The organism is Methylobacterium sp. E-065, assembly GCF_022829605.1.
Lineage (GTDB): Bacteria > Pseudomonadota > Alphaproteobacteria > Rhizobiales > Beijerinckiaceae > Methylobacterium.
Genome location: NZ_JAKSYD010000114.1, coordinates 353,336 through 367,792 on the forward strand (window position 1 = coordinate 353,336; position 14,457 = coordinate 367,792).

A 14,457-nucleotide genomic window follows, 5' to 3' on the forward strand; every position below is an offset into this window, starting at 1 on the left:
TCCATCAGGAGCGTGCCATGAACATCGCTGTCGATGCACGGACCCTCGAACCACAGGGCGCGCGGGGCGCATCCGGTCCGGAACGCCCCCCGACCCAGGCCCACGTCATCGGCGGCGACTCGGAGGCGCTCGACATCGCCCGCCGGCTGGCAGCCGATTTCCGCACCGGCGCCTCGGAGCGGGATCGCGCCGCCGTGCGTCCGCTCGCCGAGCTCGACGCCTTCTCGCAGAGCGGCCTGTGGTCGATCAACGTGCCGCGGGCCTATGGCGGGCCTGAGGTGTCCTACCGGACCCTGGCGCAGGTGATCGCCATCATCGCGGCAGCCGATCCCGCGATCGCGCAGATCGCGCAGAACCATCTCGGCATCATCGCGGCGATCCGGACCGTGTCGGACGACGCGCAGAAACGGCTGCTGTTCGGGGAGGTGCTGCGCGGCACGCGGTTCGGCAACGCCTTCTCGGAGCGGGGCACCAAGCGGGCGGCCGAGTTCGACACGCGCGTCATCGATAACGGCGACCATGTCGTGGTGCGCGGCCAGAAGTTCTACGCGACCGGCGCGCTGCTCGCACATCTCGTTCCGATCGTCGCCCTCGATGACGAGGGCCGGGCTTGGTACGCCATCGCCGAGCGCGATGCGCCGGGCCTGACGATCATCGACGATTGGTCGAGCTTCGGCCAGCGCGGCACCGCGAGCGGAACCGTGCTGATCGAGGATGTCCGGGTACCCAAAACGCATCTGGTCCCGGCCTGGAAGGGTTACGAGGCGCCAACCGCGGACGGCGCCGTATTCCAGATCATCCAGGCGGCAATCGATGCCGGGATCGGCCGGGAGGCGCTGGACGACACGATCCGGTTTGTCCGCGAGAAGGCCAGGCCGTGGATCGACAGCGGGCTGGAGCGCGCAAGTGACGATCCCTACACGATCCAGGCGATCGGTGACCTGACGATTCGCCAGCACGCCGCGGAAGCCCTGCTCGATCGGGCGGGGCTCCTCCTCGACGAGGCCGTGGCCAAGCCGGATGCGCAGCGCGTGGCGGCCGCGCAACTGGCGGTGGCCGAGGCGAAGGTGCTGACCACCGAGGTCGCCCTGGCCGCCTCCAACAAGCTGTTCGAGCTGTCGGGTACCCGCTCGACCCTGGCGGCGGAGAACCTCGACCGCCACTGGCGGAACGCGCGGACCCACACGCTCCACGACCCGGTTCGGTGGAAATACGCCATCATCGGCAACCACGCGCTGAACGGCGTCGCCCCGCCGCTCCACGCCTGGAGCTGATTGCCGGATCAGAGCACCGGCACGCCGCGGGCCTTGGCCAGCTCGCCGGGCTCGACATGGATCGTCACCACCGCCCCAGGGATGGTCGTCTCCAGGGCGTTCTCCAGCCGGTCGCAGATCGCGTGCGAGGCCTCGACGCTCATGGCGCCGGGGACCACGAGGTGGAAATCGATGAACGTGGCCTGCCCGGCCGCGCGCGTGCGCACGTCGTGCGCCTCCAGCGCGCCTTCGCCGTGCTCCGAGATCAGCGTCCGGATCTGGTTCACCATCTCGTGCGGGGCCGCGCGATCCATCAGACCGTCGACCGATTCGCGCACCATGCGGAAGCCAGACCAGAGGATGTTCAGCGCCACCAGCCCGGCCACGATCGGATCGAGGATGGGATATCCGGTGACCAGCACGGCTCCGACACCGATCAGGACGCCGCAGGACGTGACGACATCAGCGAAGATGTGGCGCGCGTCGGCGATCAGGGCCGGCGAGCGCCACCGCTGACCCCAGCGCATCAGCGCCATGGCCCAGACCGCGTTGATGATGCCGGCCCCGACATTGATCGCTACGCCGAGGGCCGGGGCGTCGAGGGGCTTGGGCGCGAGCACGCCGTAATACGATTCGCGCAGGATCAGGAGCGCCGCCACGATGATGAGCGCGCCCTCGATCACCGCCGAGAAGAACTCGGCCTTGTGGTGCCCGTAGGGATGATCCTCGTCGGCCGGACGCGCCGCAACCCGCAACGCCACGAAGGCGCCGATCGCGGCCACCACGTTGATGATGCTCTCGAGGGCATCCGAATACAGCGCAAGGCTGCCGGTGAGCCAAGCGGCGTAGAACTTCAGGGCCGTGACGGCGAGGCCGATGCCCGCGCTGAAGAGAGCGGCTTTCTGGGTACGATCCATGGGTCGGCGCCGAGTTGGGGTGGCCGCGCCCATACGGCATGAACCTTGTCCCAGGCCACGGCAAAGGTTCGACGCTTCCGAAAAGGTCTTAGCCTTGGCTAAGTCTCGATCGATCCGGGCGCGTTCCCGCGGGCGGCCTCGCGCTCGCGACTCGTCGCTGCCTTCGCACGGGCAGTCTCCGCTTTCCGCGCCAATCGGCGGCGCTGCCATGCGAAGCGTGCGGCAGCGGCCAGGGAGTCGAGGCGGGCCGCTTCACGCTCCCAATAGCCGAGCAGCTGACCGTCCAGGGTCACGCGCCGGTTCCGGCTGGGCATCGCCACGGCGCCTAACCGCGCTGGGCGGGCGGCTCGCCCGTCTCGGTCACGACCAGCGCGTCCGGTTCCCCGCGGAAACTGCCCAGGCCGGCATCCGGCACGGGCACCGTCGGGCTTCCGAAGGGCTGGCTCGGATAGGCATCCTCGAATTTCGACCGTGCCTCGTCGGGGCTCTGGGCCTTCAGCACGATCTCGGGCTTACCCGGCACCGGCCATCGCGGGTCGGCTTCGTCACGGGGGCGAACGGCGTACCAGGGCATCGATGGTCATCTCGCGTCTCGGTGACGCGGAAAACGGGCGCGATCCCCAGGGGTTCCGCGGTTGAAACCGCCTGCGGTTCGGTGCACGCAGCCCGCGATGCGCGTGGACCTGTTCGATTTCGACCTGCCGGAGACCAGCATCGCCCTGCGCCCGGCCGAGCCGCGGGATGCCGGGCGGCTGCTCGTCGTGCGGCCGAAGACGGCTTTGGCCGACCGGACCGTGCGCGATCTGCCCGGTGCCCTGCGGACCGGCGATGCTTTGGTGTTCAACGACACCCGGGTGATCCCCGCCCGCCTCCACGGCGTACGCACGCGGCCAGGCGCGCCCGGTCAGCGTACGGAGGCAATGCTGCACCTGCGCGAGGGACCCGCGCGCTGGCGTGCCTTCGGCCGTCCGGCCAAGCGGCTCGCCCCCGGCGACATGCTCCGCTTCGGCGATCTGACCGCCACCGTGGCTGAGAAGGGCGAGGCCGGCGAGATCGTGCTCGATTTTGACAGGTCGGGGCCTGAGCTCGACATGGCTATCGCGGCAGAGGGTGTCCTGCCGCTGCCCCCCTACATCGCCGGCAAGCGCGCCGCCGACGCGCGGGACACCACCGACTACCAGACGATCTACGCCCGGAACCCCGGCGCCGTCGCGGCCCCAACGGCGGGCCTGCATTTCTCGGAAGGCCTGCTCGCGGATCTCGACGCGGCCGGTCTTCGGCGCCACCACGTCACGCTGCATGTCGGAGCGGGCACGTTCCTGCCGGTGAAGGCCGAGGATACCGAGGCCCATCGGATGCATGCGGAAATCGGTATCCTCGACGCGGACACCGCCGCGGCGCTCAACGCGACCCGAGCCGCGGGGGGCCGGATCGTCGCGATTGGGACTACCGCCCTACGCCTGCTGGAAAGCGCAGCGCGCCCGGACGGGACCCTCGCACCCTTCTCGGGGCCGACCGACATCTTCATCACGCCGGGTTACCGCTTCCGGGCGGTGGACGCGCTCGTGACGAACTTCCATCTGCCGCGCTCGACACTGTTCATGCTGGTCTCGGCCTTCTCGGGCCTCGACACGATGCGCGCCGCCTACGCGCACGCGATCCAGGCCGGCTACCGGTTCTACTCCTACGGCGACGCCAGCCTGCTCTTCCCGGGCCCGCGCGCGGACCAACCATGACCGATCCCCTCCCCTTCGGCTTCAGCCTGCACGCGCAGGACGGCACCGCCCGCACCGGCGCGATCACGACGCATCGCGGCGCGATCCGGACGCCGGCCTTCATGCCGGTCGGCACGGCCGCCACCGTCAAGGCGATGTATCCCGGACAGGTCCGCGACCTCGGGGCGGACGTCGTGCTCGGCAACACCTACCACCTGATGCTGCGCCCCGGCCCCGAGCGGATGGCGCGCCTCGGCGGGCTGCACCGCTTCATGAACTGGGACCGGCCGATCCTGACCGATTCCGGCGGCTTCCAGGTGATGTCGCTTTCCGCCCTGCGGAAGATCGACGAGCAGGGTGTGACCTTCCGCTCGCATATCGACGGCACGGCGCACCACATGAGCCCGGAGCGCTCCATCGAGATCCAGGGGCTGCTCGGCTCCGACATCCAGATGCAGCTCGACGAATGCGTGCGCCTGCCGGCCGACCATGCGGCGATCGAGAAGGCGATGCACCTGTCCCTGCGCTGGGCCGAGCGCTGCCGAATCGCCTTCGGCGACCAGCCCGAGCGGGCCCTGTTCGGCATCGTGCAAGGGGGCGACATCCCGGCCCTCCGGATCGAGAGCGCCCGCGAACTGAGCGGCCTCGACCTGAAGGGCTACGCGGTCGGCGGCCTCGCGGTCGGCGAGCCGCAGGCGGTGATGTTTTCGATGATCGAGACCGTGGAGCCGCACCTGCCGACCACCAAGCCCCGCTACCTGATGGGTGTCGGCACGCCCGACGACATCCTCGGCGCAGTGGCCCGCGGCATCGACATGTTCGACTGCGTGATGCCGACCCGCGCCGGCCGCCACGGCCTCGCCTATACGCGCCATGGCCGGGTCAACCTGCGCAACGCCCGCCACGCCGAGGACACGGCCCCCCTGGACGAGGCCTCGACCTGCCCGGCGACGCGGGACTATTCGCGCGCCTATCTGCATCATCTGGTCCGGTCGAACGAGATCCTGGGGATGATGCTGCTGACCTGGAACAACCTCGCCTACTATCAGGACCTGATGGCCGGCGCCCGGGACGCGATCCGGGATGGTCGATACGCCGAATATTGCAGCGAGACTCGCGCGGGCTGGGCGCGGTCCGAGCGCGCCGCCGCGTGAGGCCGGATCAGGGGTGGGCCAGCACCCGGTAGGTGCCAGCGGGGTCGTCGGCGCCGGTCGCCACCGCATCCTTCAGATCGGCGACGATCCGCGCCGCCACCGGCAAGCGGTAATGCAGCGCGTCCCAGTAATTCGCGTCCTGGCTGGTGAGCGGCGACGGGAAACGGAAATCCACCACCGTGGCGCCGTGGCCGGCGCCGATCGCGGCGACCTGGCGCTTGCAAGCCGCCTCGCGCCGACCCGCCGCCGTCCCGGGCGCGCCCTGTGCGGCGGCGTGGACCGGCATGAAGACGAGGAGCTTGACCGCATCGGCGGCCACGCGGTCCAGGAGATGATCGAGGCGGCCGAGCGCCGGCATGGGCGCATCGACTGGATCGACAATGGCACTCGGATCGGCAGCACCCGCGCGGATATGGGCGCGCGCGCGCTCCGGATCGTAGCGATCCTCCGGCGGTGTGAAGACGGCGTAACCGTCCTGCCGGATCCGCGGACGGGCCAAATCGGTACGCGCGAGCCCGACCTGCGCCGCCACGGTGACCGCACGCAGGTTCACCTGGCGCAGCACGCCCCACGGCGTGCCCTCCGCATAGAGCCAGTCCGGGAAGGCGTTGGCCGTACGGGCGGGGGGATCGGCCGAACACCACGTCCCATCGAGCCCGAACAGGACCGCACGCACCGCATGGTGCGCGATGAAAAGTTCGGCGAGGCGGATCTGCTCGTCCGGCGTCGCGGCGTTCACGGCAAGATTCGCGAATTGGGCGCCGAAGGCTTCGTCGAGGGCGTTCGGATCGAGCAGGCGGGACGTCGAGGTGCCGAAGACCGCGGCGTCGAACCGGCCGCCGCGGGCGATCTGCGGGTATGAGAGCCGCTGGTTGGTGTCCATGATCGGACCCGGCGGATGCCCGGGCGCTGCGCGCAGGCCGTAGGGATCCATCGCAGCGACGAAAACCAGCGCCGCCGCGCCGACCAGGATCGTGCCGGCAAGGAAGTCCCGCGTGAACGCCATCCAGGCGACAGGCGCTGGACTGGGACAGTCGGGCGCTGAGGGTGTCGAGGCCATGGCAGCGAACATATCCGCTTCGCGCCGCGCTGTCGCAGACCGTTAGCCGAGATCCGAGCAATTCGCCGGCGTGCCTTCAGCGTTCCTCGACTTCAGCTCTTCCCGGCTTCGAAGGTGGCCGACATCGTCGCCGCAGTAATGCACATCATCCCGCGTTGGAGTGCCGACGGCTCCATCCTTCGGGGAACAAGGCTTTTGTCGCGATGTGCTTCGCGGCCTTCGTGACGCTCTCCATCGTAACGCTCGCGGCACGCTCAAACCCGCCGCCGCTGATCGACATGATGCCGGCGTGGACCCACGATGAGTTCCGTGTTGGCGCGCTCCGTGCTGCCGAGGGGCCGACCGATTGATGCTCGGGACCCACTCAGGAGAGGCGATGACCCTGATCGGGATCGGCAACTTCACTGGCCCTACTTCGGCAGAGGGGTGGCGGCCGCCATAGCGAGCCCGCCGCTTGCGAGAGCCCATTTCCCTCCCTCAGCCTCCACTGCTCAGCCGCGCAGCGTATTTTATATAACCTAAGCGATACTAACCGCCCGGCATGCTCTGGATTGGCCATCGGATCCTGGCGCCCATAACTTCAACCTGATCTCGACAGATAAGTTTATATTCTGGTCCATCGCTGAGCCAACCACCCGAAGATAGAGTAACACCAGTCTCGTCCGCGATGAAATCTTGAACTGACTTTCCAGAATTATAATCGTCGAACTCTATGAAAAATCGGTCGCTCAGCCCGTTCGATCGAAAAATTTCCTTCAGGGATTTGATAGCCTCGATTATTGCTTTCGCGCCGTTGGTCATATCTACCTCCCAGCAACAGGTAACACAACCTATGGTGGGCGTCTGTGGCTCGGCCGCTACAGTCAGGCCACGTCTCCCCGACCAACCGCTGGCATCCGCACGGCAGCGTTTTCGCTTCAGTTCTATGCTGGCGGCTTTCCGGTCCACGAGTTCCACGCCTCCGCGCAACTCGACGCAGCGGCTGGAGCTTTGATCACTTCATCTCGGATCGCAGCGTCATCGTTGAGGCAGGCGCACGCCCTGGGCCTGTTGGCCACGCTGCCATCCGGTGCGGGCCTAGGACCGGATCCGATCCGACGCGGGCTGACGTCGCTGTGCCGGGTACGGCCAAGGTATTGGCCAGCCTCCACGGTCACGAAACCAGGGTGATTGGTGGGGAAAGTCAGCACTATATAGAGGTCACCGATCCAGCTTGCGCAGCGCAAAGATGGTAAGGTCGGCCGCTAAAATCAGAGACAATTTCTTGTCGGAATAACTGTCGGGTCAGCTATACCAGTCTCTGCTAAGTATTGGTCGGAGTGGCAGGATTTGAACCTGCGACCCCCACGTCCCGAACGGGGGAACGCACGGTGTCGCCGCGCTCTCGTATGTCCATTTCCCCTGCGGAGCAACATCGTCGGCCGTAGTCCCCGGTGGTCCGCCGTCGTCAGCAATCCGTGGCCCACAGACCCCAACCTGTGGCCGACCTGTGGCCGGGGAACGTGTCCGGAACGCCGTCACGCGTTCCAGGCCACGGCCTTCGCATTTACCACGGACCCTCTCGGCCATGGACTCTCGGCGTCCGAAGGCGAACCTCGTGTGCGACGCAGCAACGAGGACCGACACATGCCCACCCCACCCCATGACATCGGCGGCGCCGTATATGCGGCGCTCACGGCCGACGAGCGGGCCGAGCTCTCCCGGTCCATCCGGATAGCCAGGGCCTCCTACGACAGCGAGCAGTCGGACGACTGGCTGTGCTGCCTCCTCCAGAACCGGGTCGACCTGCCCGGCCTCGGAGAGCGGGACGAGGAGGTCACGGACGACGACCTGCGCGAGACGTGCAGGGCCCTTGTCCCCCTGATGTATCACCCCGACTGTGGGCGTGCGCTGATGGCGTTCGGATCATTCCACCGCGAACGCGTGTCGGGCCTCTACCTCGACGCCGTCGACGCGCTGTTCGGGCCGTCCGACTACGAGGCCATCGGCCGGTGGGTCTACGGGCACCTGACGAGCGAGGATCGCACGTACATGAGGAAGGCCCTGGCGATCGTTAGGACCCAGCGCGACGATCCCATTGACCCCATGCGCCCCACCTGGCACCGGGAGCTGGCGAGATTCGGCCATGGCGAGCCGATCGAACAGGGCGTGCGCATCACGAACGCGCACGTGCTGGCGATGTGTACGCTGCTGGCCCGGCTGCATGACGCCAGCCGCCGTTCCCTCAGCTATCCCCACTACATCATGTGGCACGAGCTCGTCGCCGGCGCGGTCGGCTACAGGCACGCCGAGCGCGTCCAGTGCCTGTTCACCGAGGCGAGGAAGCCTCTGATCCAGACCCGCACGAAGAAACGCCCGATCCATGTGGCCTGACACCTACCTGGAACTCCGCGCCGTCTACGGAGAGGCGGAGCGCCTGTCCGGCGAGATCCGCTGCGCCCTCGGGCTCCGGTCCGAGCGTGCCGTCGCGTTGGCCGCCGAGGAGGCCGAGCTGGCCGGGCGCTACCGCCGCGTCGTTCCGCACGAATCCCGAGGCGTCACCGATCTCACCGCCGACTGCAAGGCGCGGATCGCCCGGCTCCAGGCCAACCCGGACCTTCCGCCGGAGATGCGCCCGGGCGGGAGGTGAGCCGACGGCGGCCGTCAGCCCGGCCGCTTGTTTACGTGAGCCTGGAGGCGGTCGATTCCCGTGCCGATCCAACGGCCGAGATCGAGGAAGGTGAGCGCAACGGCGGCCCCCATCGCCGCCCCCTGCTGCGCCGCGCGCTCGGCCGGGATGTCCGCCCCGGGCGGGCCCGACCGGCGGCCGACGAAGGCCTGCAGCGAGGCGAGGGTTGCGTCGACCTCGGCCTGGGCGGCCAGGCGCCGGGCCGTCCGGCGGCAGGCGTGGATCGGTATGCCCGACCGCCGGAGCTCCCGGCGGATGGTGCGCTCGTTACCGGTCATCGCCCTCTCCCTCAGCTACCAAACTCGACGCGGCACCCGAGCTCGATCCGATCGACGTCGGAGTTGCCGATGGCCGTCTTCGAGCCGATTGGACTGAACGTCATGCCCGCCACGATCCCGTCTGCCGTGACGTTCTCCGGCGGGATCCAGAGGCCATCGTCGATGGCGGCCTGTACGTACTGCCTGAGGCACTCGCCGAACCACGAAGTCGGCTCGACCTTCAGGACGGGAGCGGCCGCGAGCTTCACGTCGGCGAGCGTGACGGACCAGGACCCGTCCTCAGCATCCTCGTATCCGGCCACCGTCGCCTGCTGGGTTCGGCAGGTCATCGCCACGCTCAGCGCAGGGAGGGACACCCGGTTAAGGTGCAGCTTGCCGGTGGACAGGGCGAACGTGCCGTCCCCGTTCGGTATCAGTGTGCCCTTGGCCATAGTGCCCTCCCTCAGCTGTAGGCCGACCAGACGGCGGGCAGCCCGCCGCACCGGATCCGGGCGTCCTGTTCGGTGAAGCGCTCCAGGACGAGCTCGGTGTGCCCACCCCGCGGGGGCGCCGGATCCGCGTCAGGGTTCTCCAGCACGTAACGCGTTACGTGCTCGGGATCGGCCGGGCTTGCCGCGACCCGGGCGCGCCAGGCGGCATGCCCTGGGGCGTCCCCGAACCGCCGGGCGAGCCGATGGAGTAGGGCGGCCGAGGGGGCGGGGCGGGTCATGATCAGGCTTTCCTGCGGGGGGAGAGCGCCTCGCGCAGCCGGGCGACGTCGCTGGTATCCGTGCGCTCGATCGTCGTGACGATCGCCACGATGAGCACCATGAGTATCAGGACGGCTGACATGAGCGAGCAGACGAGGACGGTGAGCTCGCCCATCGTCAGACCTCCTCGCGCGGCAGGAAGCCGTGGCTCTGCAGGACGACCTGGATCCCGCCGGCGAGCTGCCTGTCGTTGAGGCCGTCAGCGCGCCCGCGGGCGAGGACCTCCCCGACCAGCGACGAGGTCGTGGGCCGAGCCGGCTCGGGCGCGCTCGGTGTTGGGTTGCCCCAGCCGATGATGCGGCCGATCTCCATGCCCGCCAGCACGGACAGCAGTAGCCAGATCCCGAGCCAGATCATGCGCAGGCCCCCTTCGTCGCGACGGCGGCCTCGGTCGGGAGGACCTGCCCGCACAGGGCGAGCCCGGCTGCGGCGCGATCTTCCTCGTCGAGGGAGGCGAGCCCGGCCGCTGCGAGGTCGAACATGTCGAGCGTGTGCCGGAGCAGATCGGTGATCCCCACCGCCGCAAATGCGGCGAGGGGTTCCTTGCGCCCCCACCGCGCGCTGGCGACGGTTCGCCGGAACGTGCTCCTCGCCTCGTTCGGCAGCGCGTAGAACGCCCGCCCGTCCCGTGTCGCCTCGATCCCGTTCGCCATCGCCCGCACCCCGCCGCCGCCGTTGTCCACAGCATATCACTGGCAACGATTCGCGACTGGCCGATGCCGCCAAGGACCGGGATGACGCATATAGAAGTCATTCGGCCCACCGAGGGCCGTGATGCATCATATACGAGGCATCCGGTCTACGATCCGGCCAGGGATTGCGTAACCAATCTGGGAACGCCCCAGTAGACGCCGCCCCCCGTCCAGGCTTTTATGGAGACTTGTCCCCGGAGATCTCCCCGTGACCCTCGCTCTCTCGTTGAAACGGACCGCCGCCACCGCCTGAGCCCTGCTCGGCGCCCGCCTGCGCGTCCCCGTTTCTAGAGTGAGCCCCCCGATGTCCGACGACCACCAGCGCCGCGCCCGGCGCCTCGCCAGAATTGCGACCTACGCGGAATCGGAGGACCGCCACCGGAAGGCGATCACGCTCCCGCCGGGAGAAATCCCCACTATCGAGCAGCTGCTGGCCGGTGCCGCACTGGCCGGGGGCAGCGTCGCCGTCGACGCGACGCGGTGGGCCGGGCGGCTGCTCGGATCCCCAGAGGGCGGCCGTCTTGCCGAGGACGTGCGGGCAGCCCTCGATCGACTGCTCTCGGACGTGTCGCCCAACTCGTGCGAGGACGCCGAGATCCACGCGCTCGGGGCGATCCGGCGGTTCGAGCCCGACATCACGATCGAGGACCTCTACGGGGACATTGCCGATCGCTGCGCGGTGTACGGCGCCCTGCTCGGCTGCCAGGACGCCGCCGGCCGGGCCGTCGCGATCGCGCACGATGCCATCGGCTCGTACCTCCACGTCGCCGGCGGGGATCCCGTGCCGCTGCGCGAGGTCGTCGTCTCGCTGCTCGCGTTCGCAGGGCTCTGCCGCCGGGACATGCCGTCGGATGCCGCGGACCCGGCGCTGGTGGCGTCGTGGCCGGTCGTGCGCGGCAATGCCCGTGCCCTGATGGGCACGATCGCCCAGGTCGCGCAGCCGCCGGAGGAACTGCCGGTGGGGACCGGTCGGGCCGTGCCGGCGGGGCGGATCGACGAGCCAGCGGACGTCGCGGCGCTGGCCGGCGCGGTCGCGCCCGGCCTTGTCGTTATCCCGGCGCCGCCGGCAGGCAAGAAGGTCCCCGGGCAGGCCGGCACGCTCGTCGGCCGCCGGCTGCCGCTGCGCCCGCTCCCGGATCTGGAGGCCCTAGGCCGGGAACTGACGGCCCGACGGCCTTGGGCGGCTCCGGCGATCGCAAGGATCGTCGGCCTGCTTCTTGGTCGGTCCCACACGGCGATCCCCAACATCGTGCTGGTCGGCCCGCCCGGTACCGGCAAGAGCGAGCTGGCCAGGGACCTCGCCACCGCGCTCGGCGTGCCGTCCCTCGTCTACGCCTGTGCCGGCGCACATGACGGTTCGATCGGCGGGACGTCGAAGCAGTGGAGCAGCGCGCGGCCGGCCGTTTGGACGCAGATCTGCATTGAGAACGAGACCGCCAGCGGAATGCTCATCCTCGACGAGCTCGACAAGGCGGCCGGGCCCGGCGGCCAAAATGGATCCGTCCGGGAAGCCCTCCTCGGGATCGCGGAGCCGAGCCAACGCCGAGATTTCTGGGACGTCGGGCTGGAGACGCGATGTGATCTGAGCGGGATCTCACTCGTCGCGACCGCGAACTCGACGGAGCCTCTCCGCGGCCCGCTCCTCGACCGGTTCGTGACGATCCCCGTCGGCGCCCCCCGCCGGGAGGACCTGCCGGTGATCGTGCAGTCCGTCCTGCAAGGGCTCCGGGCCGAGCATGCGGATCCGCGGTGGATCCAGGATCTCGACGGGACCGAATACGAAGCCCTCCGCAAGGCATGGCGGGGCGGCTCGCTGCGACCCGTCAAGCGGGCGGTCGAACACATCGTCGGGCTCCGGTCCAGCAACCGTTTCGCGCACTGAGGGGGGGCGCCATGTCCGTGTCAGCCCTCCGCTCCATGCGGGACGACATCGAGGCCGCGGTCCTCGACCAACGCGTCGAGCCGTCCCTCGCCGGCGGCGTCTACAGCTACATCGCCGCCCTCCTTCGGCTTGCCGAGGACGGCGATCGCGACCCCGATCTGGCCGCCGGAGAAGGCCGCGCGGCGGTCGGATTCCTGCGCGCCGTCCCCCGCCTCCCGCCCGCCCGCGCCCGCACATGGAGCCCGTCGTGAGCATTCGCAGCCGCCGCGCACACCGGGAGCTCCACGGGTATCTGGAGGGGCTTTACGGCCCGCAGCCCACCCTCATCATCAGGGAGATCCCGCACGAGGGCGCCGTGCGGATCTCGCTGACCGTGTCGGGCACGACGGCGATCCGGCCCGATCCGGAGGACGGCCAGACCTATTCGTCCGCCTCGATCGACCGGTATGCTCCGGAGTTCGTCTCCCTGGTCGAGCAGATCGCCGCCCGCCTCGTCGCGATCCGGTCGGAGCGGTACACGCCCGGGGGCGGGCTGGAGCCGCAGGATCAGAGCGACGCCGAGTACGACCTCCACGCCGACTACTACCACCTGATCCCCCTCGCGAGCCTGGAGATCGGCGTCCCATGGATTGAGGTCGTACGCGCGGTCGCGGAAGTCCTGCGCCGGGAAGATCTCCTGGACGGCGTGGTCTCATCTCAGATCAAGCAAAAGTTCGCGAGCCTAAGATGGTATTTCGACAGCAAGCCCAGGGATTTTCGGGATCAGATTAACGTCATCATCAGCGCTGCGGAGCATCTTTCTACTGTCGTCTGCGAGACCTGCGGCGCCCCGGGAAGGCATCGGCGCGGCGGCTGGCACGTGATCGCATGCGATCCCTGCGACGAGGCGCGAGGCCGCAAGAGGACGAAGCGGGTCGGTGGCGATGGCTGATGTCTATCGGCACCGCGGCCGCCGGCTCTGGAGCGTGCGCGAGGGCGGCCGGGTCGTCGCGCACGTGCCGGCGATCGCGCTGCGCGACGTGGTCTTCCGGGCCTCGGAGGCGGCCCGGCTACGGTGCCTGCGGACCGGCGCCCGGGACGTCCATGCATGGGCGGCGGGCACCATCGTCAAGGCGCCCCGGCCGGCGGGTGCGATCCGGCTCCGGTACCGGGTCGCCGCGGAAGGTTTCAGGGCAGACGGGGCGGTCGTCATCAGCGCGGCCGCGGCCTGGTTCGAGGTGGATGGGACGGCTTGGGTCGAGGGATGGAGGGTGCGGTGACGAGTGTGTGGGTGCTGTCCGATCTCCACGTCGACGCGTCCGCCTGGACGCCGCCGCCGGGACCGCGCGTCGACCTCGCCATCGTCGCCGGCGACATCGCCGACGGGCTCTGCAGGCGGTCGATTCCTTGGCTCGCCGAACACGTCGTGCCCCGGGCGCGGCAAACGATCGACGTCGCCGGCAACCACGACTATTACGGCACCCGCATCCCCGATGAGATCGAGGCTGCACGGGCTGCCGCGGCCGCGGCCGGGATCACGCTGCTCGACGGCGGTCAGACGACGCACGTCGACCGCGTCCGCATTTGCGGAGCGACACTGTGGACGGACTACGCGCTCGGCGAGCCGAGGTGGCCCCGGGCATGGGCGCTGCGGGACTGCGGCGATCGCGAGCGGGGGATGAGAGACCACAACAGAATCCAAACGCGCGACAGGCTCGGGTCCCCGGCGCCCTTCAGGACGCTGGCCGCGCTGGAACTGCACAACGACCACCGTGCCCGGATCGAGCGCGTCCTCGCCGAGCCGCACGCGGGCCCGACGATCGTCGTCACGCATCATGCCCCGCACCCGCGCAGCCTGTCGTGGGAAGGCCCCGTCGAGCCGACATGCGCGGCGTACGCCAGCGACCTGTCGGCGATCATGGAAGGCCCGACGGCGCCGGCGCTCTGGATCCACGGGCACGTCCACGTGAGCCGGGACTACCGCCACGGCGGCACGCGGGTGCTGGCCAATCCGCGTGGCCACGACATGAGCTACGTCCGCCGGGACGGCACCCCGGTCGACGGCCGTGAGAACCCGCGGTTCGATCCTTCCCTCATCCTGGAGATCTGA

General features: G+C 69.4%; 21 protein-coding genes. 10 read left to right on the forward strand and 11 right to left on the reverse strand.

Going from position 1 to position 14,457, the window contains the following annotated elements; genetic code table 11:
* Positions 1-17 precede the first annotated feature (17 nt).
* Complete coding sequence (locus MKK84_RS15905) at positions 18-1,274, forward strand: SfnB family sulfur acquisition oxidoreductase (RefSeq protein WP_243921261.1); 1,257 nt, start codon at positions 18-20, stop codon at positions 1,272-1,274.
* An 8-nt stretch (positions 1,275-1,282) separates the two neighbouring features.
* Here MKK84_RS15905 and MKK84_RS15910 read toward each other — a convergent pair whose 3' ends face one another.
* The 3 genes from MKK84_RS15910 to MKK84_RS15920 form a co-directional block, all read right to left on the reverse strand.
* On the reverse strand, positions 1,283-2,170 hold the full coding sequence (locus MKK84_RS15910; protein ID WP_243921263.1) for a cation diffusion facilitator family transporter: 888 nt from the start codon (positions 2,168-2,170) through the stop codon (positions 1,283-1,285).
* A 98-nt stretch (positions 2,171-2,268) separates the two neighbouring features.
* Entirely contained in the window at positions 2,269-2,484 is a 216-nt protein-coding gene (locus MKK84_RS15915; protein ID WP_243921265.1) for a hypothetical protein, read from the reverse strand.
* A gap of 11 nt (positions 2,485-2,495) precedes the next feature.
* The gene (locus MKK84_RS15920) at positions 2,496-2,744 is read right to left on the reverse strand and encodes a hypothetical protein (RefSeq protein ID WP_243921267.1); all 249 of its coding nucleotides are present in this window, start codon (positions 2,742-2,744) and stop codon (positions 2,496-2,498) included.
* A 97-nt stretch (positions 2,745-2,841) separates the two neighbouring features.
* On the opposite strand from MKK84_RS15920, the gene queA reads away from it, so the two are divergent.
* Both queA and tgt read left to right on the forward strand, forming a co-directional pair.
* Positions 2,842-3,906: a tRNA preQ1(34) S-adenosylmethionine ribosyltransferase-isomerase QueA gene (gene queA, locus MKK84_RS15925; RefSeq protein ID WP_243921268.1), complete on the forward strand. Its 1,065-nt coding sequence runs from the start codon at positions 2,842-2,844 to the stop codon at positions 3,904-3,906.
* Positions 3,903-5,039 carry a tRNA guanosine(34) transglycosylase Tgt gene (gene tgt / locus MKK84_RS15930; protein ID WP_243921271.1) on the forward strand — a complete coding sequence of 379 codons (1,137 nt, stop codon included), beginning with the start codon at positions 3,903-3,905 and terminating at the stop codon, positions 5,037-5,039. Before queA ends, tgt begins: the two co-directional genes overlap by 4 nt.
* Positions 5,040-5,046: 7 nt before the next feature.
* Here tgt and MKK84_RS15935 read toward each other — a convergent pair whose 3' ends face one another.
* Together MKK84_RS15935 and MKK84_RS15940 are read right to left on the reverse strand one after the other, a co-directional pair.
* Positions 5,047-6,045 (reverse strand): hypothetical protein, encoded by a 999-nt coding sequence (locus tag MKK84_RS15935; protein WP_243921273.1) that lies wholly within the window; start codon positions 6,043-6,045, stop codon positions 5,047-5,049.
* Between the two features lie 582 nt (positions 6,046-6,627).
* Positions 6,628-6,900, reverse strand: coding sequence for a hypothetical protein (locus MKK84_RS15940; RefSeq protein ID WP_243921275.1), 273 nt, complete (start codon positions 6,898-6,900; stop codon positions 6,628-6,630).
* Positions 6,901-7,725: 825 nt separating this feature from the next.
* Here MKK84_RS15940 and MKK84_RS15945 point away from each other — a divergent pair.
* Positions 7,726-8,472 carry a hypothetical protein gene (locus MKK84_RS15945; RefSeq protein WP_243921277.1) on the forward strand — a complete coding sequence of 249 codons (747 nt, stop codon included), beginning with the start codon at positions 7,726-7,728 and terminating at the stop codon, positions 8,470-8,472.
* The gene (locus MKK84_RS15950; RefSeq protein WP_243921279.1) at positions 8,462-8,728 is read left to right on the forward strand and encodes a hypothetical protein; all 267 of its coding nucleotides are present in this window, start codon (positions 8,462-8,464) and stop codon (positions 8,726-8,728) included. Before MKK84_RS15945 ends, MKK84_RS15950 begins: the two co-directional genes overlap by 11 nt.
* 14 nt (positions 8,729-8,742) lie before the next feature.
* On the opposite strand, the gene MKK84_RS15955 is transcribed toward MKK84_RS15950, so the two are convergent.
* Genes MKK84_RS15955 through MKK84_RS15980 form a run of 6 tightly spaced genes read right to left on the reverse strand, consistent with a single transcriptional unit; the run spans position 8,743 to position 10,447 of the window.
* The gene (locus MKK84_RS15955; protein WP_243921281.1) at positions 8,743-9,045 is read right to left on the reverse strand and encodes a hypothetical protein; all 303 of its coding nucleotides are present in this window, start codon (positions 9,043-9,045) and stop codon (positions 8,743-8,745) included.
* An 11-nt stretch (positions 9,046-9,056) separates the two neighbouring features.
* Positions 9,057-9,476 carry a hypothetical protein gene (locus tag MKK84_RS15960; protein WP_243921283.1) on the reverse strand — a complete coding sequence of 140 codons (420 nt, stop codon included), beginning with the start codon at positions 9,474-9,476 and terminating at the stop codon, positions 9,057-9,059.
* An 11-nt stretch (positions 9,477-9,487) separates the two neighbouring features.
* Positions 9,488-9,754, reverse strand: a complete 267-nt coding sequence (locus MKK84_RS15965; RefSeq protein ID WP_243921285.1) for a hypothetical protein — start codon at positions 9,752-9,754, stop codon at positions 9,488-9,490.
* 2 nt (positions 9,755-9,756) lie between these two features.
* The gene (locus MKK84_RS15970; RefSeq protein ID WP_243921287.1) at positions 9,757-9,909 is read right to left on the reverse strand and encodes a hypothetical protein; all 153 of its coding nucleotides are present in this window, start codon (positions 9,907-9,909) and stop codon (positions 9,757-9,759) included.
* Positions 9,910-9,911: 2 nt separating this feature from the next.
* Positions 9,912-10,151: a hypothetical protein gene (locus MKK84_RS15975; RefSeq protein ID WP_243921289.1), complete on the reverse strand. Its 240-nt coding sequence runs from the start codon at positions 10,149-10,151 to the stop codon at positions 9,912-9,914.
* Positions 10,148-10,447: a hypothetical protein gene (locus tag MKK84_RS15980; RefSeq protein ID WP_243921291.1), complete on the reverse strand. Its 300-nt coding sequence runs from the start codon at positions 10,445-10,447 to the stop codon at positions 10,148-10,150. The genes MKK84_RS15975 and MKK84_RS15980 overlap by 4 nt, the downstream gene beginning before the upstream one ends.
* A gap of 343 nt (positions 10,448-10,790) precedes the next feature.
* Here MKK84_RS15980 and MKK84_RS15985 point away from each other — a divergent pair, with 343 nt between their 5' ends.
* Genes MKK84_RS15985 through MKK84_RS16005 form a run of 5 tightly spaced genes read left to right on the forward strand, consistent with a single transcriptional unit; the run spans position 10,791 to position 14,457 of the window.
* The gene (locus tag MKK84_RS15985) at positions 10,791-12,368 is read left to right on the forward strand and encodes an AAA family ATPase (RefSeq protein ID WP_243921292.1); all 1,578 of its coding nucleotides are present in this window, start codon (positions 10,791-10,793) and stop codon (positions 12,366-12,368) included.
* An 11-nt stretch (positions 12,369-12,379) separates the two neighbouring features.
* Positions 12,380-12,619 carry a hypothetical protein gene (locus tag MKK84_RS15990; protein WP_243921294.1) on the forward strand — a complete coding sequence of 80 codons (240 nt, stop codon included), beginning with the start codon at positions 12,380-12,382 and terminating at the stop codon, positions 12,617-12,619.
* Positions 12,616-13,299 (forward strand): hypothetical protein, encoded by a 684-nt coding sequence (locus MKK84_RS15995; protein ID WP_243921296.1) that lies wholly within the window; start codon positions 12,616-12,618, stop codon positions 13,297-13,299. Before MKK84_RS15990 ends, MKK84_RS15995 begins: the two co-directional genes overlap by 4 nt.
* On the forward strand, positions 13,292-13,627 hold the full coding sequence (locus MKK84_RS16000) for a hypothetical protein (RefSeq protein WP_243921379.1): 336 nt from the start codon (positions 13,292-13,294) through the stop codon (positions 13,625-13,627). Before MKK84_RS15995 ends, MKK84_RS16000 begins: the two co-directional genes overlap by 8 nt.
* Positions 13,624-14,457 (forward strand): metallophosphoesterase, encoded by an 834-nt coding sequence (locus MKK84_RS16005; RefSeq protein ID WP_243921298.1) that lies wholly within the window; start codon positions 13,624-13,626, stop codon positions 14,455-14,457. The genes MKK84_RS16000 and MKK84_RS16005 overlap by 4 nt, the downstream gene beginning before the upstream one ends.